We start from the raw sequence: 21,670 nt of genomic DNA, 5'->3' as shown, positions 1-21,670 counted from the left end.
TCAGGTGAATCCGATCTCACAGGCGAAACAATGCCGAGACCGCTATAAACCTATCTGATCGCACCTCAGCTAGCGATCCTGGCATTCACGCGATTGGTTATCGGCAGCCTCGCAAACGTACACCGTAACCCGCACGAATCCTACGCACCGCCCCTGTCTCTCACCAAGTACCCGCGCGTTCTCTTGTGCGGCAGGACGTATTTCACCGTCACATCGGTTCTTGGTATAGTACATCCTGAAGAAAGAATCTCACTGCGTATGAATCGAAGGTTGCCCTCTCCCATGCACAAGATGCCCGGTCAAAGACAATCGTATGCGTACCCCCTCCTCCTCCTGATACCGCTCATGCTGGTATTCACGATGACGCTCCGGGCATTCGCACAGGATCCACCAACTCCGTCGGAAAAAGGCATCGTCGAACGGGCCAAAGCGGTCTGGGAAGGCGGCACGACGAGCGCGGCGCTCGAGATCCTCGACCAGGGCATTCAAGAATATCCTTCCGCGCTCACGCTCAGAAAATTACGCGGTGATATCCTCGCCGCATCTCGGGGCCCCCAGGAAGCGGTCGAGGCCTATGAGACCGTCCTCACCAAAACCCCGACCGCATTGGATGTCCGATGGGCCAAGTGGAGCGTCTTGACGCGGTCCGGGCAGAGTGAGGAGTCCATCGCCGAATTAATACGCATTGCAGAAGTCGATGCGAAAAATCCTTTGGTCCACCTGAGGCTGGCACAAGAGCTCAGGAAGCAGGATCGCCTTGAGCAATCGCTCGAATCGTACAAGAAAGCCGTGGCACTCGTTCCGGATATGCTCGGCTGGCGATTGACGTTGGCCCGCGCGCGATTTGACGTATTGGACTATGACGGCGCCGAGGCGGACGTGCAGTATGTGCTGCACAAGGTCCCCCCCGGTGCTCCGCTGGAGCTCCCAGCCAGAAATCTGCTCTCACAAATCCATGGCACCTCTATTGATCGAGGCCGCCGTTTCGACCCGGTGCTTACCAAGGACATGACCGGCGCCCAGCGCAAGGAATGGGCGTCCATACGCGCAGAGGCCTGGAGACACTTCTCGATGGGCCGGTATCAGGAGGCCGAGCCGATTTATCAACGATTGCTGACCCTCAATCCCAATGACCCCCTGGCCAACCATCAACTCGGGCTGACGCTCATGCAGCTTGGCCGATGCAAGGATGCGCTGACGGTATTTGGGAAGGTCTCCAACCTCGACCCCAGCGAAGAAGACTATGCCGATACGGTCTATCGGATGGGCCAATGTCTCGTGGACCTGGAACAATGGGAAGACGCATTCGTCCATTTTAAAACGCTCTATGACGCGGCCGTCGAATTTGAACGGAACAACAAAAATGTGCAGTTCCCACCGGACACACGGCTGTTAGATAAAAAGAAGATCGCACGGTGGCTCGAGAAGGTGCGGCCTCATGTTCCGGAGTTAGCCAAACTGGCGGACCACGAAGCGGCAGACCGCACCGCCCCGGTAGAACCTGCAGCTTCCACCGTCTCTCCGGAAGAAGAGCTCTATGCGCGAGCCGCCGCACGATTTCAACCGCAACAACCGCTGGACACCGGAGCGTCGCTCATGGGGAGAGATGCAGACTTCAGTTGGTTTCGCTTCGTCATCCCGGCCAGCAAAATCGTGCGGGACGATTTTCCCACCGGCGCTCATGAGTTTATTCCGCTGAGCCCTGGCGATAGCTTTCCCACGTCACAACAAGACATCTACCTGGTATTTGGGTTGGTCTCGGCTTCATTTGATGCCATGCCTCTCACCGCACGTTGTGTGGCGGAAACATCCGAGATGACGGAAGCTCAACAAGCCATCGCACAAGACCGTGTCATGACAACCATGAACGACCAATCCGGCTATTTCATGTTGCCCCCGCCCAAAAAAGGATGGACCGCAGGCCTCTACCACTGTGGACTATTCACGGGAGAACGGACGACCGCCGATACCCTGGTAGATGAAGTGCGGTTCCGTATCGTGGCCTCAGCCCCACCATTGTAAGACCCGCGGCTACGCCGGAAGCCCCCCTACGGCCGGCCTGCAGGAGCCCCACGTCATCGCATTACGGTGTGAGTTGCTGGAGTTGACGCGTGATCCGGCGGCGGAGGTCTGACTGATCCCGGGTCTGGGGTAAAAGGACAAGAGCCTGCTGGTAGGCGACCGCGGCCGCGGTTGTCTCCCCTCCCGCCAAAAGGGTATCGGCATACTCGATCTGCAACGCCGGATCCATGGTCTGCAAACCGATCGCGGCTCGATATTCGGCAATGGCTCCAGGCAGGTCGCCTTGTTGTTTGAGCGCCACAGCCAGGTTTCGGCGGGCCCGTACATAGCCGGGTTCGCTGGCCAATGCGGTGCGATACTCCGCGATGGCCTGCGCGATGTCTCCACCGGCGTAATAAATATTGCCCAGACTCGTGTGCGCGCCGCTATGGCGCGGGTTCTGGTTCAGGACGAGCTCCAGGTGCCGCTTCGCCCACAGGTCATCGCCGGTCTTGCGAAACGCTAATGCGATATTGAAACGGGCGAGTAGATGTTCAGGATTGGATCGTAACACCGCACTGAACGCACGAATGGCGCCGTCATGCTCGCCGCGTTGCCCATACAGGACACCCAACCGAAATTGACCGTTGAGATGGTTCGAGGCTAGCTGGACGACCGTTTCGAATTCTGCGAGTGCCCCGTCCACATCGTACGCCTCTTCGAGAGCCACCCCCAAGAGGTAATGGGCCTCGGCATCACGGGGCTGAAGTGCGATGGCCCGGCGAAACGCGTCGATCCCGGCGCGGAGATCGCCGCTGGCCCTCAACGCCTGTCCCCTGCGAAGCCACGACCACGCCATGTCTTGTGGCGTCTGGTTATTCAGCGGAGCGGGTGGTTGAGCGACAAGGAACCGTTTATCATGCGCATCAGCGAGGGAGGAGCAGGAGAGTCCTACCATCACAGAGGCACCAAGCACACATACTCCGGCAAAATACTGCAGCACAAGTCTCTGCCCCATACCGTTACTTCGGGGTAATCATGATTTCGACACGCCGGTTTCGACGTCGCCCCTCCTCGGAGTCGTTGCTGCTGATGGGACGGCTCTCCCCAAACCACTCCAACCGCAGGCTCTCATCGGCCACACCGTTGCTCCGGAGTATCTGCGCGGCATTCTCCGCTCTAGCCTGGGACAGCGCCATGTTGTCAGAAAATTTTGAGCGGAGACGCTCGCGGATAGAGGCATTGTCCGTATAGCCCTGAATGACGATTTCAAGCCCATTTTCCCCTGCTAAAATACGGCCAAGCCTGCTCAGCACATTGACCCCATCAGCTTTGACCTGATCGTCTCCCGAGTCGAAGAGTACGCGATCGGTCAATCGAATGCGGATAAACTCACGCGATGCCGCTCCTGGCACAGACGTACCTAGGGCTGCGGCAGACGAAGACAGCCCTGCGTTATCGGAGTTGGTGCTCGCCTGGTCATTCGTGACAGAAGGACTCTCCAGAGTGACCTCACCACGCTCGACGGAAATATTGCCGCTATCGATTTCCGGTTTGAGCCGTCCGTAAATCTCCTCCCACATCGTCGTGAACTGCTTACCATGACTGCCGGACGGCGCGGGTGAAGGGGCGGCACAGCCGACAACAAAGAATACGGAACCCATGAGGAGCGCCATACGACCGATGGAAACATATCGTGTCATCATTGAATTCATCCTCGCTCATTAAAGCCTCCCTGGAGAGTACCGCAGTTCCGGGAAGAAGAAAAGTGGATCGATCACGTTTTGAGCTTCGATCGGAATAACTCGTCCTCCGAACGTGCCAACCATTTCAATAAATCGTCAAACCCCTGGTCGGTAATCCCCTCAACCCGCCAGCCGGTGGATGCTCTATGCGAATAGGTATCCGCCGCGCTGACGACAGTTTCAAGAAAACACAGATCCTCCCAGGACACCTTCATGGCGAACCCGAGATGTTCAAGAGACCCCTCAGGCTCACACTCGACCCCTTCGACGCACCATTCAAGTTCCTCCAACTTTTCGAGTGAAATGCGGTACATGTCCGGATCGATATAATGATGAAGGGCCTTGACGTACAGCACGATATCATGGAGCCGTTGATGCCGTTCAGCACTCACAACTAATTCAGCCGGCTGAGGAGGGTTCTGATTGTTCTTGCCCTCGGTCATCGATTCACCTCCAGCCCCCCTCAAGGCGGCAGCTGCTCAGCTGCAGTTACTGCCCACGCAATACTACCCGTTCGGCATACAGGCACAACGTCGACAAGCAAGAGTTCACCTTGAAATGATGCACCGTGAGATTCTAGTGCGGGAGACAGGTGCGGTCTAGAGGAAAGAGCCCCGCATGCTACCGGTATCGGACCCTGTACTGCCCTGAGAAGGTTTCGTCCTGGGCCAGCCGCTTCAAACCCCATTCGGGGTGATTGAAGGCATCGCTCGCGCAGGTCATCGGCTCGATGGCAAACGCACGCCGCGGAGCCTCGACAATGGCATCGCCGGTGTAGACCACGACAGCAGAAAACGAGCGATCCATCACGATGTCGATGGCCCGACCGCTTCCGTCATGGCGCAAGGAAGCCGTGGCCATTCCCTCCGCATCTCGTTCAAGTTGTACATAGCAGTGATTGAAGCGCCGACTGCCGATCCGTCGATAGTCACGATAATCCCAGTCGGTGCCGGCCGCAGCAATGATGGTGCCGGTCGGCGCGAGCCGTTCATTGAACTCCAGATACCCCGAGCCAGGGATCTTGACTTCAGCCTCATCGATACGCGACGTGCCTACGGTAAAATAGGGATGAAACCCCACCCCGACCGGCGCGGCTTGATCCCCCACGTTCCGTACGGCAAATGCACAAGACAAGCCCTGACGATCTAGACTGTAGGTGACGCGAATGTCGAGAGAAAATGGATAGCCTCGAGGGCCATAGGACTCGGCATCCAGGCGAACCTCGAACGAGGCGCAACGCGAATCGGCCGACACGATCGCCCAGGGCAAGGTCCGGACAAACCCGTGGATCGCATTCGGCCCTTCTTTATCGTTCCTATCGAGTTGCAATGCCTGCCCATCGAAGGAATAGCGGCCCTCAGCGACGCGTCCAGGAAACGGGATTAAGACGTCTCCCTGTCCGCCCTTCTTATTGCTGCCGCCCGAATAGCCCCAGAGGATATCGGTTTCGCCGCCATCGGCTTCCACCGTGAAGTACCGGCGTAAGGACGCGCCCCAAGGCGAGAGCACGGCTCGCTGGTTGGCGAAAGACAGGAAGATCTCACTGTCTGGCGTGGGGGTGATCATCAATATGACACTCTACTCCAAATACCCATGAAACATGGATCGTAACGCATATCTCCTTGAGAAAAAGCACGCGCGGCTGATGATGGAGACAGCGGCTGCGCACTACATAGCCTATCGCTGGGACAAAGACAATCCTGGGCTGACGCCCTCACACACCGTCGGTCATCCGCCCTCTGTTCTGGCATCGGGATAGAACAGCTGGAACCGATGATAGATCCGAGAGTGCTGACATGACGCGATCACACTGATCTCTCTGGTTGATCTGGTTGTTGTTCAAACCAAAGGAACCAGATTGAGCAATAGTACGAGACGACCTTTCCCCGCATTCTGCTGGGGACCCGCCCTTTGACCATTGCGTCGATATTCGTATACCCTCACGGCATCAGATCCTGAGGAGTACAAGACCAACCTCATCATGAAACCAGTCAAAGGTCGCTCCCACGATACGCAACAGGCCAAGCTTGACCGAGCGCCAGATTCCGCGGCCCTCCGTGCCTTGATGAATGAAGGCACCGCACATCTGCAAGGAGGCCGACTTCAGGAGGCAGAAGGCGCCTATCGGCGGGCCCTCGACTTGGCCCCGAACCATCCGGACGCATTACATCATCTCGGCCTCTTGCTCTACCGACTCAATCGATTCGACGAGGCCATCACCACTATCGCTCGCGCCATCGAACAGGCTCCGGCCTCGCCGCTCTTTTCGTTTAACCTTGGCGTCGTGGCCCAGAAAGCGGCTCGTCCTGACGAAGCCATCCGCGCCTACCGGCAGGCCGTCACAGTGAACCCACGGCATCTTGAGGCCTGGATCAACCTGGGCAATGTGCTCAAAGACCGCGGTGCGCTCGCTGAATCCATTGAGGCGTACCAACAGGCCCTGACCGTCAATCCATCCCATGCCGACACCCATAACAACCTCGGCGCCGCCCTCAAGGAACAGGGCGAGATGGAACGTGCGCTCGCCTCCTATCGTCAGGCCATTCACTTGAAGCCGACCCATGTCGAAGCGCTCAACAATCTGGGCCTGGCCTTGATGGAGACTGGATCGCTGGACGAGGCGATTGCGTCATTCGCAGGGGCGCTCACAATCATGCCCGGCTATCTGAAGGCCCTCTACAATCTCGGCGTCGCCTGGTCCTGGGCAGGAGAATATGAGAAGGCCGTCGATTGCCTCCAACGAGCGGCGACAGCCAAACATGATCATGCCAAGCCCGTGACCGAGTCCTTCGTCTACCGTTCACGTATCACCCATGATCTTGAGCAAATTCAGTATTTGTTCGAGCGACAACTCCTACATGACGAGCATCGTCCCTACTTCCAGGCACTCCAACAACTCGATGGCGAATTGCGAACGCGCCCAGATCCAGGCAATCGAATTCCCATCGCTCCACACACGCTCGCGCCGGTTGCGGCCTCGTTCAATCGGCTCCTGTATCGCGCGCCGAATCCGCATCTCCCGGATGGCGCACTCCATCCTGACTTGAATGTCGAAGCCGTGGAATCCCGCTATCTGGCTCAGCAACCGGAGGTCACCTATATCGACGGGCTGCTGAATCCCGACGCATTGGACGCCCTGCGCCATTTTTGTTGGGAGTCCACCGTCTGGAAGAAGGATTACGAAAATGGCTATATCGGAGCGTTTCTGGGCGATGGATTCGCCTCGCCCCTGCTCCTCCAAATTGCCGAAGAACTGCGGTTGAAGTTTCCCCGCATCTTCAAGCAACATCGGCTCACCCAGGCCTGGGCCTTCAAACATGACAGCACCAGACGCGGGCTCAACATCCATGCCGACGCGGCGGCGGTCAATGTGAATTTCTGGGTGACGCCAGATGAGGCGAACCTCAATCAGGAAACGGGCGGGTTGCTCGTGTACGACAAGGAAGCGCCGAGAGACTGGAACTTTCAGGAATATAACAGCGACAAGAACAAGCCGAAGATTCTCGCCTGGCTCAAGCAGGTGGGCGCGCAGACGGTGAAGATCCCCTATCGCACCAATCGCGCAATCGTCTTCAACTCGGACCTGTTCCACGAAACGGACGAGATCGCCTTCAAGGACGAGTACCTCTGCCGGCGAATCAACATCACGTTGCTCTATGGGTTTCGACGAAACGGCTGATCCCCTGCATCGTGAATCGGGAAGAATCTGACGACCGGGCAGCGCATGGAGGAGGGCCCTTACGCCACTTCGGATGTCTCGTCAGTCGGTCGCTGGTAGGGGTGTAGTTCCAACTGCGTCACGGCATGTTGCAAGCGAGCCCATTCTCCAGGGATGAAGGACACGAATTCGACTCCGAATCGACCCTCGCGCGTCCACCGCACGACCGCTTCCTGAATGGTGATCGACGGCTCATCCGGCAGGACATGGACACGGAGCGTGATCATGCCTCCCGGATGCACGGCGGTCTTGCAGACCACGCAGCAGCCTCGCTGCGAAAGATCGATCACTTCACCCTCTCCACTGACCACCGCAACAGAGGTAAAGGAACTGTGAAACCTGGCGGGGAACCGGGGATGCTGCCGCTTATCCATGCACATCTCCTTCTGTAGTTACCCCTTTATATTGCCAATCGGTCTTAATTCCGCCACCTTTTTTGTGATTCCCGCCCGACCGACCGACTCCACCACTTCAGAAATGTCTTTGTAGGCCAAGCCTGCCTCTTCCGCGAGGCCTGACATCGACACGGCCTTAACCAGGATACCGCGCTGCTGCATCTGTTCCAGCAATTCCCTGCCACGAACCGTTCGCTTCGCTTGCGCGCGGGACATCGTTCTTCCGGCTCCATGCATCGTCGAGCCGAACGTGTCGCGCACCGCGTGATCCGTCCCCACGAGCAGATAGGAACCGGTCTCCATCGATCCCCCACAGATGACCGGCTGGCCGGTCTGCCGAAATAGAGCCGGGAGCTCCGGACTCCCCGGCCCGAATGCTCTGGTCGCGCCTTTGCGATGCACCACGAGCTCCCCTTCCGGATACCGTTCGACTTTGGCGATGTTGTGCGCCACGTCATAGACCAGCTCCATTCCTAAGGCCTCCGCAGACTGACCGAACACCGTCGCGAAGGCTTCGCGAATCTGATGGGTGATGACCTGGCGGTTGGCAAACGCCGTGTTCGCGGCGCAGTTCATGGCGGAAAAATACTCCTGCCCCTCGGGAGACCGAAACGGCGCGCAGGCCAATTGTTGATCCTTCACCGTGATGCCATACCGGCGCATGGACTTTTCAAATACCTTGAGATAGTCGCTCGCGACCTGATGTCCGAACCCGCGTGACCCACAATGCACCATCACCACGATCTGCTCGTGGCCGGTAATCCCAAGCGCCGCAGCCGTGACCGGATCGAATATCCGATCGTTCGAGACCACCTGAACTTCGAGGTAATGATTGCCCGACCCCAAGGTTCCCAGCTGATTGATGCCTCGTTGAATGGCATGGTCGGTCACGACCGACGCATCGACCCCCTCGATGCAGCCGCCTTCTTCCATGCGAATGAGATCCCGATGCCACCCATATCCACGATCCACACACCACTTGGCCCCATGAGTCATCACACGACCAAATTCCTCCCGCGAAAGCCGAACGAACCCGCTCGCCCCGACGCCGGCCGGCACTTTCCTGAAGAGTTCGGTCATGAGCCTCTCGAGATGCGGCTGCACATCCGCCAGCGTTAAGTCTGTTCGAATCAGCCGCATACCGCAGTTGATATCGTAGCCGACGCCGCCGGGAGAGATGATGCCCTCCTGCGCATCGAACGCCGCGACACCCCCGATCGGGAATCCATAACCCCAATGCCCATCAGGCATACAGAGCGCATACCGTCTGATGCCTGGCAGACAGGCGACATTGGTCACCTGATCGAAGACCCCGGAATCCATGGCCTGAAGAATGCCCCTCGTCGCATAAATCCTGGCTGGCACCAACATGCCGGACTTTTCAGACGTGGGGATTTCCCAAATCTCATCGGAGATCCGATTCACTTTCATGTCCGTATTCACTCTCAACTCATCACTCATCACCGCTCACCCATCACTTCTTCATACATCCAACACCACCAATGCCTTCCAGCGCCCAGCTTCCTCAGTCACATGGTACAGATGTTTCGTCACCCCCTTCACATCGGCATGAAGCTCTTGAGTCCGGTAGTCCACTGGCGCGCCGATCAACCGTGCTTGTAACAACCAGACGTCTCCCGCCTGAGCCAACGTGAGCGGTGCTTCCCGGAAGACCACCCCTGCGGCATCTTTCCAATAGACAATCTCCGACAACCAATCGAACAGCAGGGCCGAGAGGTCCATGTCGGTCCGTTCAATCGACCGCTCCCATCCGCCAGATACGGTAACGGGGTTTGCCAGGCTTTGAAGGAGGGCCTCTGTTGCACCCAGAAAGACCTCCTCGACCGACGACGCGTCGACTTCGAAAGCGGCATCGGCCATGGCAATGTCTTCAAGCCAGCGAAGGGTCCAGGCCATCGAGGTTAGACTGGAGAGGTCGAACGTCGCACTCGTTGAATGAGCGCCTGGAGGTGGCTGAGTCCGGGGATCGCATGTCCGAAAGGATTGGGCACTTTCCCTTTGAATAACATCTTGAGGCCCAGAGGCACGATCCGCCAGACCGCACGCGGTGCAAACCCGACCACTTTGAGTGGCATGATCGCTTCGTTCAAACGCCCCTGCTGTTCGACCAGATCGGCAAATCCGAGGATATGACGGGCACCGCCGGTCGTGGTCATACCTCGTTCAAGCGAAGCCCGCCGCAACCGGATGATCGCCTCCATCGGTTTGACATCTTTCGGGCAGACTTCGACGCAGAAGTTACAGCGTGTACAGTCCCAGATCCCATCTTCACTCTGGAGAGCCGACAGCCTGGCGCGCGTCGCCGACGGGGCCTCGCGTGGGTCGGAGAGAAAGCGATCGGCCTTCGCCAAGGCTGCGGGACCGGCAAAGCCCTTCGATACTTCATGCACCGTGCAGGCCGCGACGCAGGCACCACACATGATGCAGGCATCGACATTATGGAACTCAGGGTTGCCATGATCCCACGCCGTCGTCTGAGCACCTAAGACTCCGTACGATGGCCGGGCCGACGGCACCAGCCAGGGATGCACGTTGCGGATCTTCTCCCAGAACGGAGCCATATCCACGACCAGGTCCTTGATCACCGGCATGTTGCGGAGCGGCGCCACGATGATGCGCCCATGCCGGTCGAGTTCTTTGCGAAGAGACGTCCGGCAGGCGAGCTTCTCGCTCCCGTTGATCGTCATCGAGCAGGAACCACAAATCGCAGAGCGGCAGGAATATCGAAGGGCCAGGCTCCCATCGCACTCGTTTTTGATACGAATGAGCGCGTCGAGCACCGTCATTCCACGACCGACATCGAGACGGAACTCTTGAGGATGGGGCGTGGAATCAACTTCGGGGTTGAATCGTTGGATTGTGAAGGTGAGGCGCATAGGAGACGTGACCAGTAATGGGTGATAAGTGATCGGTAGCAGTTATCTCGCGACAGGCACAGGGCTCATTGCGCCAGAACCCATCACCTATCACTGATCACTTGTCACTGCTTCTCAGCCTAATTCGAAAATCTTCGGAGAGTTCGTCAGATTACGGCAACCGTCTTTTGTGACGAGCACCATATCCTCGATGCGGACGGCGCCGAGGCCTGGATAATAGAGGCCGGGCTCGACGGTCACGACGTGACCTTCTTGAAGCAACGATCCGGTCCGGCTAATGCGAGGCGCTTCATGGATATCGAGACCGACTCCATGTCCCGTGCCGTGGAAGTAGCCCTGCATCCGGCCATTCACCAGGCCGGTTTGGTAGCCGGCTTTTTCAAACCTGGCACAGATACCCTGATGAATTCTTTTCCCATCCGCCCCATCTTTGATTTTCGTGATGGCCTCTTCCTGCGCATCCAGGACCGTCTGGTAAAGCTTCTTCAGTTCGGGGCTCGGGGTCCCTCGTACGACCGTCCTGGACATGTCGGCAAAATATCGGTTGGAAGCCGAACGGGGAAACACGTCGAAGATAATGCTGCGGTGAGCGGGCAACGGACCACTGCCTTCGTTGTGCGGGTCGCAGGCCTGCTCTCCTCCGGCAACGATGGTATGCTGGGCCACACAGTCGCACTCCATCAAGGCAACATTGATTAGTTTTTTGACGCGCTCCGACGTCAGCGGCACACCCTCGTGCCAGAGCTGATCGTTGTTGATCGACGCCTGGCGCAACAGTTCATGGGCTGCCGCAACCGCCTGCTCGGTCGCACGCTGAGCCGCTTCGATGTAGCGCACTTCTTCGGCAGTCTTCACCACGCGTTGTTCGTAAAACGGATCCCGCTTTGGATGCAGCTGGTACCCCAACGACTGGAACTTCACGGCATGGCCGAAGGGAAAGTTCGCCGGGACCGTGATCTGCGTGATGCCGGCTTCTCGCAAGAGGATATGAATCACTTCGACGGTACCAGGCTCGGCAATGCCTTGCGTCTTCGCTCGCCCCTCGACCTCCGAATACGAGAGCACCCGATCGACGGACGATTGGCTTTTTGCCCGATCCATTTCGAGATCGCTCATCACCAGAATCCGTTCCCCCTTAATCTCTAGATAGATAAAGGGGTCCGGCGCGATAAACTTCGTCGCGTAATAGAGATTGGAGTCGCTCTCACTGGCAGCGATAAAGACGGTGGCTCGTTGAGATGATGTAGTTGATGGCGCCATAGTAAATATTCCTCGGAATCTAGCATGGGGGGGGAGGTCGGTCAAGGCGCGGATGGAACCGGTTCAGGCATGGAGAGGGCCTCCTTACCCACGCCTGCATCCTCATCAGGCGTCATGAGATCGATCGGCAGCATCACCGTATTCCGCAACACATCAAACGCCAGCTGTGCCAAGCCCGTTACGCCGCTGGCAAACGACTTCATCGGCAGGTAGGTCACCTCCGGATCCGCGATGGATCCTTTGACGGAGAACAATGCCGTGGCCAACCCTTTGCGTTCTCCGGCAAAGAGCCGCCCGAAGAGTGGAATCGTTTTCAAGAATTGCGAGTACGACCCGAACGGACTGACGGCCCACACCATATCGACTTGATCGGTCGGTAAATCGAAGTTTCCCGCCGCAGTAATCTTCACAATCGGGCTGTCGATGATCAGATTCTCGGTCTCGAACAGTCCGTTCCGCGCAAGAATCGTCGCCGTGATCTTGTTGTAGGACAGGCCCTCTTTCTCCAGATTGACTTTCCCTTGCAGCACGGCGGGAAGATTCAAAATACTGATGATCTTCCAAATAGCCCGTTCCTGCGATTTGAGGATGCGTCCGTTCTCAAGTAAGACATCAACCTTGCCGTTCAATGTGGGATAGAGCCCGTGAGGATTCTTTCCATGTCCACGGATCGTCCCCGTCACCCGAGCTTCCCCTGTCATCACGCCCCCCTTGGAGTCGAAAAATTTCAGCACATCTTCCACCAGCAACCCCGTCGCCCGAACCGAGACCTCGGCATCGGCCGGCTCCCTCCGGGGCAATTGCACCACGATACGTCCAGCCACGTCTCCACTGGTCGATCGGCCGGACAAACGGTCCACATCCAGCACGCCGTCCTGAATGGTGATACGGGCGGAGAGGCTTCCAAATTTGAGATGTTTGTAATGGCCGCGCACCATCGACGCCATCACCTGGACCTTGCTGGTCTCTGCCAGGATTTCCAGAAATTCTCGAATGGGCGACCGCTCACCTTTGGGGATGAGCAGGTCCAGATCCATTTGATTGGACTCGATCTTCGCCGTAATCAGCGGTTTCGACGCCCAATTCCGGATCGTCCCTTCCAGCGCAAGATCGCTGTCGAGCAGATGGAACGACAGCCGTTTAATCTCCGCGCCGTTCTTCACAAAATGGACTCGCAGATACAAATCCTCGATGGGCCCCTCGGCCCCCTTGGCATTCATCAACCCATTGGTTAAGGCCAGCCACCCGGTGGTCCGCCATGTTTTCCAATTGAGGTCCTTTCCCTTCATGTCGAGCGACAACTCGATATTCCCTGCCTCAAACCCGCCCTTGGCAATCCATTCCGGCACACGGGACAACGACAGGGTACCGGTTGACAGTGCGGCATCGATCGAAAAATGTTCGCCCAACTGAATCTTGCCCTTGATCGGCAATCGAATCGGCGGCACGATCAGCTCAATCCTGTCGAGGACGACCCCGGAAGCCTGCGGAATCGTCCCCTCGAACTCCACCGTCGCCGGAGCGCCGATCGGCTTTTCAACCAGATCGGACAGCGTCACTTTCGATTCGGTCAAGACGACCTCACCCCGGATGTGTGGCGACAGGGTTGGACCGGTCAAGACGAGCGCGCCGTTGACCAGCCCATCGATCGTTCCGGCTGGAATGGCTTTCGAAGGAAGCAACTTGGCCATATGGCCCGCATCGCCGTTGACTCGAATCAAGAAGTCCTGAAAGGCGCTGCCACTACCTCCTGTGATGCCACCATGGATCCGCACGGCCAGATCCCCCACATGCCCCGTCACCTCATCGAACTGCGTCCCGCCATCCGTCAGCACGAACCGACCCTGCAACCCGGTCAATCGCTCGGGCAGCGAGGGATTCGTCAGACCGACATGCGTGACAGTAATGTCGCCCCCGGCAAAGGTCACGCCACCGGTCTGATTGAGCGGACCAACCAAACGAAACGTGGGACTGGCCATGCCTTCGACATCACGCGACGCCGCTAACACCCGCGATAGTTGCTCCGACTTGACGGTCTTCGAAAGAAGCTGCAACAGGTCTGCCGCGGCCATCGTTCCAGCAATGTCCATCTCAAGCCAGGGCCCCGCCTCTAAAAACGAAATGAGCGCCTTACTCTCACTCATATGAATCGCGCCATAGAGTCCGCTGAGATTCGACACCCTGAGGCGACCTGGTTCGACCGAGACGACGGCAGCTAAATCTTTGGCCGGGACACGGCTATCTCCGATCAGTGCTTGCCCCTGGCTCAGGCGAAATTCCCCGGTCAACGAGAGCTGCGGTCCTGATGCCGCCGACCCTGTGACGGTGGCGGTGACAATCTCCACCGTCCCGTCGATCTCCCGGTCTTGCATGATCGCCGGCAACTGCGGATGCACCCACTGCGCCGGCAACTGCGCGAGTAACTGGCGGAGCTGGATCGGGGATGCCGAAAAGGTCAGCGCAAACGTGGGCTGAACCGTCAATAGACCGGAGAGGCTCGCTTGGCCTGTGAGCGTCAGTTGTTCGAGGTTCGCAGACAGATCGGACAACAGCACATCATAACCCGCCACGCCAGGCGCGGCTCGAACAAGGCTATGCACATTCACGACACCCTGCACCTGTTCAGGAACCGGACGTGGCCCAAAGAAATCTACAACCTCTCGGAGATTGAGACTCGCGGCTTCAACATTGCCATCGAACTGGAGTCTCAGCTGTGAGGCCGAGGGATCGTCGGGTGCCAATGTTTGCCGCTGGGCGGAACTAATCATGCCTGCCAGAGATATGGCGGATAGGCCCTTCTCACCCGCATGACCGGCAGAGACGTGCAGATCCGCCTGCCCCCGCTCCGCTCTGATCACCAGCGAGGCCTCGACCGACTCCAAGGCCAGGGTGCGCGTCCCATCCGGACGTCCGTCGTCGATGATGATCAGCTTCCCGTTCACCAACGTCGCCTCGCGAATGCGGAAGATGCGGCTCATCGTCTGCACCGCATCCTGATCGGCCTCGCCTCCTTGCGCGACCTGATCGAAGAGGTTCCAGTGCCCGCTACGATCGCGCCGAAGCGTCAACGTCGGTTCTTCAATCAGCAACCGTTTCCCCACCACCTGCTTGCGCAATAACGGAAGCAGCCGCAAGACTAGATCCAACTTCTTGGCCGACAAGACAATATCTTCGGAATTCCGGTCATGAATCGCAACCTGCGTCAGCTCCAATCTGATACGTGGGAAGAGGACCAGCTTAATGCGATGGACGTCGATCTTGCGGCCGATACTCTGCTCGAGCTGTTGGAGGAAAAACTCTTTGAGGTAATCGTCACCCGTCAGATAGGGCGAATAGGCGAGGAAGAGCCCCCCGGCGATCAATAGGATCGCGATGAGTACGGCAATAAACCGAAATCGAACCACTCCTGCTCCCTCAATCGATTGTACGCTGTGGGTGAACCGCCTCGCTGCGGTGAGGAGATCATCTTACCGAATCACCTGCATGAAATCTACGAAGTCTGCGTCGCGACAGGGGTTTTCACACGCCATCGAGACCGGATGCTGGTGATCCTCAGCAAGACTCGGTATACTTGCTGGCGCTCACCTTGGCACTCCAACACGATCATCTCTTGTGACAACGCCACTATCTCAACCGACCAGAATCCGCTGGCTGATTCTCGCCCTCCTGTTCTCGATCAGCGTCGTGACCTATATCGACCGCGTCAACATTTCTGTCACCGCGCGGCAGATGATGCCGGCCTACGGGATCACCGATCAACAGATGGGCTGGATCTTCTCGGCCTTCGTCGTCGGCTACGCCCTCTTTCAGATTCCCGGCGGCTGGCTGGCCGATCGCTGGGGCGCCAGAGCCGTGCTCACCATCGCACTTGTCTGGTGGTCGATCTGCACGGCATTGACCGCCATGGTCGCGGCCTCCTCCCTCGCGAGCCTCGTCGGCATTGTCGGCGCACTGATGCTCGTCCGGTTCTGCCTGGGGATGGGGGAAGCCGTGGCCCTGCCTGCTTTCAACCGCGCCGTCACCAATTGGTTCCCGACTGAGGCGCGAGGCTTCGGCATCGGCATCGCGATCGGCGGCATCGGATTGGGCTCTGCCCTGACGCCGCCCATTGCCGCCTGGGTGATGGTGAACTGGGGCTGGCAAACCGTGTTCTATCTTGCGAGTCTGCTCGGCATCGGGATGGGACTCCTCTGGTGGCTTCTGTCGCGTAACCATCCCCACGAACATCCCTGGGTACAGGCCGGCACAGAGGCCCAGATCGAGCGAACGTCGGACACCGCTGTGCCCTGGCGTACATTCAGGCAGACGCCCACCATCTGGTGGCTTGTGATCAGCTACAGTTGCCTCGGCTATGTCGCCTACGTCTATCTGTCCTGGTTTTACTTGTATCTGGTGAATGTTCGCGGATTCGATGTGCTTCGCGGTGGCTTCTATGCCTCGGCTCCTTTTGTGGCCATGCTGGTGTTTTGCCCCCTAGGCGGATGGGTCACAGATCGACTCGCGGTCCGGTACGGACTCACCACCGGACGAGCCGTCACCGGCATGACCGGCATGGTCCTGGCCGGATCAGCCATTGCCCTGGGAGCCCTCATCGAATCTCCCACCCTCGCGATCACCAGTCTGTCGTTCGGCGCGGGCTGGCTCTACTTTTCCGTCGGCGCCTACTGGGCCTCGACGACCGATCTGTCAAAATCCCATGCAGGCACATTGTCCGGACTCATGAACACCGGCGCCAACATCGGCGGCGCGATCTCCCCAACCCTGACGCCCTGGCTGGCTCACCATTGGGGATGGCCGGTCTCGTTAGGGTTTGCCGCAGCCGTCGCCATTCTAGGCGGGCTCTTATGGTTCAAGATTGATCCGGGCAAGGGATTAAAGAAGTGATGGGTGATGAGTGATCAGTACGTATCAGAATCCCCCTCACCTCTTCGCTTTCCCCACCCACCGATGACTCATCTCGCATCACCCATCACGTCTTCAGGCCACTTGCCCCACTGCCTCTCGCCTTGTTACATTCATCCCCTATGACTATGCAATTTCAGAAAATCGATCCGCGCGTCACCATTACGACGCCCTTCGGTGAGATCAAAATTCGCTTCTACCCGGATGATGCGCCACGGCACGTCGAAAACTTTATCAAACTCGTGAAAATGGGGTTCTACAATGGAACCACCTTCCATCGCGTGGTTCCTGGATTCATCATTCAGGGCGGCGATCCGCTGAGCAAGAACCCAGACCGCTCCCTACATGGGTCGGGTAGCCCCGGATACTGGCTCAACCCTGAAACCAGCGATCGGCCACATAAACGGGGCGCCATCGCCATGGCCAAGGTGCCACGGGAAAGTAATAGCACCAGGGATTTTAACGACAGTGGATCACAGTTCTACATCAGTGTTGCAGACAACAGCGGACTCGACCGCACCTATACGGTCTTCGGCGAAGTCTTTCGAGGGATGGATGTGGTAGATAAGATCGTCGCGGCGGTTCGAGACGACTGCGACAATCCCCTCGAACCGATCCCCATGACCATGACCGTGAAGGAGTAAGGAGCGAACAGGCGAGTTTGTTGGAAGTGAATAGGACTCCGCGAGGTGAGGTGGACGGTGATCCGATTGAAATGCGATAAGAATCTCTAGGTTCTTGCCCGCTCTTCACGTCTTTCTGTTCCGTCAAAACACGACATAGTCCGTTCGGCTACTGGTTCCCGGAACCGGAACATGTCTCCTCAGACATGTTTGGTAGAGGAATTCATACGAGCTAACATAACCGCCTCAGCTCATTCGAGCGATCTGGTGTTTCCCCGCAAAACATCAATGATTTCGACATCGACGATTGGCACACCGATTGCGTAAGGGACTGGACCATCCAGAGGAGTTTCATGACTGCTACACAAGTCCGCTTTGAAATCAGTCTGACCAAAACCACGATCGTGGCGACAGCTATCGCCGTCACATTGTTTTTCTGGTCCATTGCCACGGTGTTCAGCGAAGAGCTCGAACAAGGGAATCTCTTCCATGTCGTCGAAGCCATGGTCTTCCTCTTGTTGGTGGGATTTCTGATCTCCGGGAACTTCGGCTATCAATTGGCCAGGCTGGCCTACCTGAAACGCTGGCTCGGCCATGTCCCAGCCACCAGAGATGAGTTGATACAATCGTTCGTCGCGCCAACACCGCTCCTGACGATTCTCGTGCCTTCGTACAAAGAAGAAACGAACGTCATCCGTCAAACCCTACTCTCCGCCGCGTTGCAGGAATATCCGCACAAGCGGGTCGTGCTGTTGTTGGACAATCCGCCGAATCCACGCACGGCAGAAGATCGTGAAGCCCTGCTGGCTGCCCGGTCCATGCCGGCCGAACTCCATGCCCTGCTCGACGACCAGGCTCGCTACTTTGAGAGCCTGCTGGTGCAATTCATGTTGCGCCAGCAGACCGGCGTGCGCGAACGTCCACAAGAATATGTCGCGTTAGCCCAGGCCTACGAACATGCGGCACAGTGGTTTCAGGAGCAGGCCGATCGCTTGCCCGACAGTACGCATTCTGACGCCTGGTTTGCCGAGCATATTCTCCGTGGGCCGGCACGTCGATATGACGAGCGGGCTGCGCATTGGCATCGCCAGGCCCAGGCTGTTTCCGAGGAGCACGCGCCACAGGAGCGCCTCCTGCTCGCCGAGTACCGTTCTCTGGCCGCCGTATTTCAGGCAGACATCGCGGTCTTCGAACGAAAACGCTATCAGAACCTCTCGCATGAACTGAACAAGGCGATGAACCTGAACAGCTATCTCGGCGTGATGGGCCGGCGGCTGCATGAAGTGCCGCACGCGACCGGACTCATGCTAGAGGAAACGACGGACCTCCAGGGCTCCTATGAAATCCCGGACTCGCCCTATGTCATTACCTTAGATGCGGATAGTCTCATTCTGTCGGACTATGCCGTCCGTCTCGTTCAGATCATGGAGCAGCCTGGCAATGAACGACTCGCCGTGGCACAGACTCCCTACAGCGCCATTCCGAACGCACCAGGCCTGCTCGAACGAACCGCTGGAGCGACCACCGACATTCAATATCTCCTGCATCAAGGCTTCACCTACTTCGGCGCCACCTTTTGGGTTGGCGCAAACGCGCTCCTCCGAAAAACGGCGCTGGAAGACATCTGCGTCGAAGAGGCGACCCAGCACGGGATCATCCGGCGCTACATCCAGGATCGCACGGTGATTGAAGACACGGAATCGACGGTCGATTTGATGGCACGAGGATGGCGGCTCTTTAACTACCCGGAGCGGCTGGCCTATAGCGCCACGCCAGGCGATTTCGGCTCGCTCATTATCCAACGAGGCCGCTGGGCCAACGGAGGGCTCCTCATTCTGCCCAAACTCCTCCGGTATCTCAGGAACGTGCCGAAAACCCCGGCACTCGCCCCGCAGAGTTTCTACCAACTGCATTATCTGACCTCGATGGCGCTGTCCCCCATCTGTGTCCTGCTGCTATTGGTGGTCCCCTTCTCCTCCAAGCTCATGACCGTCTGGTTGTCGATGACCGCCATGCCCTATTTCTTTCTATATGCTCGCGATCTGTCGATCCTGCGCTATCGAGGCCTCATGGACTTCATGCGAGTCTATGCGCTCAATCTCCTGTTGCTGCCCGTACATCTCGGCGGTGCCATGAAATCCATCCAGCAACTCGTCACGGGCGAAAAAATTCCCTTCCGGCGCACACCCAAAGTACTCGGGCGAACCGGTGCACCCGCGCTCTACGTGGCCCTTGAATACGGACTCCTGCTGCTCTGCTGTGTCACGGGCCTCTTCTACGCCTCGCAGGGCCGATGGATCTCGGCGGCCTTTGCCCTGGTGAACGGCGCGCTCTTTGGCTATGCCATTTCCTCATTCATCGGGTTCGCTGAGAGCCTGGAGGATCTGCAGCCTGCCTGGAAGAGCCTGCGGCCTCAACGCCTTGTCCCATCCCTGGAAGCCATCGGACAACGGATGGTTGGCAGCACAGCCTATCTCTGGCGAATCCCGGCCATGCTCAAGAATCTCCGTGAGCAAAGCTCCCTCTACTTCGCCCTCTCCAGTTGCTGCGCATTACTGGAAGTCTTTGCGCCGGCGGCTCTCTTGGGTGCAGTGGACGGAACCCTCTCCCCTATTCAATTGGAGAATCGGAAGCCCGGCACGACCGACTGGGTCTTGACGCGCCCGGCGCTGCATCGGGAGATTGAAGGCTTTGCCTCGCTGACCAGTGTGAATCGAGGAGACAAGCTGGCATTCTTCGTCAATACGAAGGCGGACTTCTATACCCTGCAGATTTACCGGATGGGCTGGTATCAGGGAACCGGTGCACGAGAAATCGCCGGGCCCGTTCGGCTGAAGGGGCAGGTGCAATCACAACCCACGACGAATCCTGACACCGGCCTGATCGAGTGCCGATGGGACAATCCCCTCATCCTGAGCATCCCGCTTAATCGATCGGACGCGACGGACTGGGCCAGCGGGATCTATTTGGCGAAGCTGACGGCTGAACCGACGAGCGCTCAAAGCTATATTATTTTTGTCGTCCGTGACGATGCACGCCCCTCGACCTATCTCGTCCAATCAAGCGTCACGACCTTCCAGGCGTACAATAATTGGGGCGGCAAATCGCTCTATGCCTTTAACAGTGCAGGAGGGCAAGCCGCAAAGGTCTCCTTCAATCGTCCCTATGCCATCAGCCCTCTCCCGCTTGCAGCACAGGGCGTTGGCGCAGGAGATTTCCTCACGTCCAACTCCTTCCCTATCGGCTACCAGGACTCGGCCGCAGGCTGGGAATATAATATGGTGCGCTGGTTGGAGCGGGAAGGCTATGACGTGACCTATGCCACGAATATCGATGTCCATGCCACCCCAGCGCTCCTGGCATCCCACCAGGCGTTCCTCTCTGTCGGACATGATGAATATTGGAGCTGGGACATGCGCCGCCATGTCGAGCAGGCGCGTGACCATGGCACCCATCTGGGATTCTTCTCCGCCAATACCTGCTACTGGCAAATTCGCCTGGAACCGAGCCGGCTCACTGGTGAATCGAACAGGACCCTCGTCTCGTATAAAGAGAACGCCCCCTGGCACGATCCTTTGCAGATCGATCAAGATCCCACGAACGACTACCTCGTGACGACGAAATGGCGCAATCCTCCCGTGAGCCGGCCTGAAGCCGCCTTGATCGGGAGCATGTTTCTTGAAACCGACGCGCCAGTCGATGGAGATTTCGTGGTTGAGGATGCCTCCCATTGGATCCTCAATGGAACGGGATTACAGCAAGGCGACCGCTTGCCGGGGCTCTTGGGTTATGAAGTGGACGGAGGGCGTGAGGCGATCCCATCGACCACTCATGTGATCGCGCGTGCACCGTTAGCCCAACATGAGGGAACCGTTACGGTCTACAACGCGGCGCATGGCGCAATCGTCTTTTCGACCGGCACCATCCAGTGGAGTTGGGGCCTGGACGATTACGCTGTTCCAACCCTCCGCACATCGCGGCTCAGTCCGGCAGCGCAACAGATGACCCGCAATGTGCTGGCTCGTTTTAGTGAAAAGAACATGGCGGCAGACTCCGTCAACCAGGCGAGCCAACCGACACTAGTACGGTAGAATCGACCGCTGTGCACCCTCCATTCGATACCGCACCG

15 protein-coding genes are annotated in these 21,670 nt (G+C 58.0%); 5 read left to right on the top strand and 10 right to left on the bottom strand.

What is annotated here, in order from left to right:
* Positions 1-258 precede the first annotated feature (258 nt).
* On the top strand, positions 259-2,022 hold the full coding sequence (locus Q8N00_12215; GenBank protein ID MDP2383559.1) for a tetratricopeptide repeat protein: 1,764 nt from the start codon (positions 259-261) through the stop codon (positions 2,020-2,022).
* A 61-nt stretch (positions 2,023-2,083) separates the two neighbouring features.
* Here Q8N00_12215 and Q8N00_12210 read toward each other — a convergent pair whose 3' ends face one another.
* The 4 genes from Q8N00_12210 to Q8N00_12195 form a co-directional block, all read right to left on the bottom strand.
* Entirely contained in the window at positions 2,084-3,019 is a 936-nt protein-coding gene (locus Q8N00_12210; protein MDP2383558.1) for a tetratricopeptide repeat protein, read from the bottom strand.
* 4 nt (positions 3,020-3,023) lie between these two features.
* Positions 3,024-3,707, bottom strand: coding sequence for an OmpA family protein (locus Q8N00_12205; protein ID MDP2383557.1), 684 nt, complete (start codon positions 3,705-3,707; stop codon positions 3,024-3,026).
* A gap of 71 nt (positions 3,708-3,778) precedes the next feature.
* A complete protein-coding gene (locus tag Q8N00_12200; GenBank protein ID MDP2383556.1) occupies positions 3,779-4,189 on the bottom strand; it encodes a hypothetical protein in 411 nt (136 codons plus the stop codon).
* A 178-nt stretch (positions 4,190-4,367) separates the two neighbouring features.
* A complete protein-coding gene (locus Q8N00_12195; GenBank protein MDP2383555.1) occupies positions 4,368-5,312 on the bottom strand; it encodes a hypothetical protein in 945 nt (314 codons plus the stop codon).
* A 415-nt stretch (positions 5,313-5,727) separates the two neighbouring features.
* On the opposite strand from Q8N00_12195, the gene Q8N00_12190 reads away from it, so the two are divergent.
* Entirely contained in the window at positions 5,728-7,425 is a 1,698-nt protein-coding gene (locus tag Q8N00_12190; protein ID MDP2383554.1) for a tetratricopeptide repeat protein, read from the top strand.
* A gap of 59 nt (positions 7,426-7,484) precedes the next feature.
* Here Q8N00_12190 and Q8N00_12185 read toward each other — a convergent pair whose 3' ends face one another.
* The 6 genes from Q8N00_12185 to Q8N00_12160 all read right to left on the bottom strand — a co-directional run bounded on the left by Q8N00_12185 (position 7,485) and on the right by Q8N00_12160 (position 15,420).
* Positions 7,485-7,838: a PilZ domain-containing protein gene (locus tag Q8N00_12185; protein MDP2383553.1), complete on the bottom strand. Its 354-nt coding sequence runs from the start codon at positions 7,836-7,838 to the stop codon at positions 7,485-7,487.
* A gap of 18 nt (positions 7,839-7,856) precedes the next feature.
* Positions 7,857-9,320: an RtcB family protein gene (locus tag Q8N00_12180; GenBank protein ID MDP2383552.1), complete on the bottom strand. Its 1,464-nt coding sequence runs from the start codon at positions 9,318-9,320 to the stop codon at positions 7,857-7,859.
* 21 nt (positions 9,321-9,341) lie between these two features.
* Positions 9,342-9,776, bottom strand: a complete 435-nt coding sequence (locus tag Q8N00_12175) for an archease (GenBank protein MDP2383551.1) — start codon at positions 9,774-9,776, stop codon at positions 9,342-9,344.
* Positions 9,777-9,781: 5 nt separating this feature from the next.
* Positions 9,782-10,756 (bottom strand): succinate dehydrogenase iron-sulfur subunit, encoded by a 975-nt coding sequence (sdhB, locus tag Q8N00_12170; protein ID MDP2383550.1) that lies wholly within the window; start codon positions 10,754-10,756, stop codon positions 9,782-9,784.
* Positions 10,757-10,870: 114 nt separating this feature from the next.
* A complete protein-coding gene (locus Q8N00_12165; protein MDP2383549.1) occupies positions 10,871-12,016 on the bottom strand; it encodes a Xaa-Pro peptidase family protein in 1,146 nt (381 codons plus the stop codon).
* Between the two features lie 41 nt (positions 12,017-12,057).
* The gene (locus Q8N00_12160; protein MDP2383548.1) at positions 12,058-15,420 is read right to left on the bottom strand and encodes an AsmA-like C-terminal domain-containing protein; all 3,363 of its coding nucleotides are present in this window, start codon (positions 15,418-15,420) and stop codon (positions 12,058-12,060) included.
* 208 nt (positions 15,421-15,628) lie between these two features.
* Here Q8N00_12160 and Q8N00_12155 point away from each other — a divergent pair, with 208 nt between their 5' ends.
* The 3 genes from Q8N00_12155 to Q8N00_12145 all read left to right on the top strand — a co-directional run bounded on the left by Q8N00_12155 (position 15,629) and on the right by Q8N00_12145 (position 21,632).
* Complete coding sequence (locus Q8N00_12155; GenBank protein ID MDP2383547.1) at positions 15,629-16,900, top strand: MFS transporter; 1,272 nt, start codon at positions 15,629-15,631, stop codon at positions 16,898-16,900.
* Between the two features lie 140 nt (positions 16,901-17,040).
* Positions 17,041-17,562, top strand: coding sequence for a peptidylprolyl isomerase (locus tag Q8N00_12150; protein MDP2383546.1), 522 nt, complete (start codon positions 17,041-17,043; stop codon positions 17,560-17,562).
* A 332-nt stretch (positions 17,563-17,894) separates the two neighbouring features.
* Positions 17,895-21,632: a glycosyltransferase family 2 protein gene (locus tag Q8N00_12145; protein MDP2383545.1), complete on the top strand. Its 3,738-nt coding sequence runs from the start codon at positions 17,895-17,897 to the stop codon at positions 21,630-21,632.
* Positions 21,633-21,670: the final 38 nt, after the last annotated feature.

Source organism: Nitrospirota bacterium, from assembly GCA_030684575.1.
Lineage (GTDB): Bacteria > Nitrospirota > Nitrospiria > Nitrospirales > Nitrospiraceae > Palsa-1315.
The sequence above is the reverse complement of the archived record's forward strand: the minus strand, read 5'-3'. Positions and strand labels throughout refer to the sequence as shown.

Excerpts from the sequence above, each read along its gene's own strand:
- Q8N00_12215 (MDP2383559.1), top strand. The coding sequence starts at position 259 with ATGAATCGAAGGTTGCCCTCTCCCATGCACAAGATGCCCGGTCAAAGA.
- Q8N00_12210 (MDP2383558.1), bottom strand. The coding sequence starts at position 3,019 with ATGGGGCAGAGACTTGTGCTGCAGTATTTTGCCGGAGTATGTGTGCTT.
- Q8N00_12205 (MDP2383557.1), bottom strand. The coding sequence starts at position 3,707 with ATGATGACACGATATGTTTCCATCGGTCGTATGGCGCTCCTCATGGGT.
- Q8N00_12200 (MDP2383556.1), bottom strand. The coding sequence starts at position 4,189 with ATGACCGAGGGCAAGAACAATCAGAACCCTCCTCAGCCGGCTGAATTA.
- Q8N00_12195 (MDP2383555.1), bottom strand. The coding sequence starts at position 5,312 with ATGATCACCCCCACGCCAGACAGTGAGATCTTCCTGTCTTTCGCCAAC.
- Q8N00_12190 (MDP2383554.1), top strand. The coding sequence starts at position 5,728 with ATGAAACCAGTCAAAGGTCGCTCCCACGATACGCAACAGGCCAAGCTT.
- Q8N00_12185 (MDP2383553.1), bottom strand. The coding sequence starts at position 7,838 with ATGGATAAGCGGCAGCATCCCCGGTTCCCCGCCAGGTTTCACAGTTCC.
- Q8N00_12180 (MDP2383552.1), bottom strand. The coding sequence starts at position 9,320 with ATGAGTGATGAGTTGAGAGTGAATACGGACATGAAAGTGAATCGGATC.
- Q8N00_12175 (MDP2383551.1), bottom strand. The coding sequence starts at position 9,776 with ATGGCCTGGACCCTTCGCTGGCTTGAAGACATTGCCATGGCCGATGCC.
- sdhB (MDP2383550.1), bottom strand. The coding sequence starts at position 10,756 with ATGCGCCTCACCTTCACAATCCAACGATTCAACCCCGAAGTTGATTCC.
- Q8N00_12165 (MDP2383549.1), bottom strand. The coding sequence starts at position 12,016 with ATGGCGCCATCAACTACATCATCTCAACGAGCCACCGTCTTTATCGCT.
- Q8N00_12150 (MDP2383546.1), top strand. The coding sequence starts at position 17,041 with ATGACTATGCAATTTCAGAAAATCGATCCGCGCGTCACCATTACGACG.
- Q8N00_12145 (MDP2383545.1), top strand. The coding sequence starts at position 17,895 with ATGACTGCTACACAAGTCCGCTTTGAAATCAGTCTGACCAAAACCACG.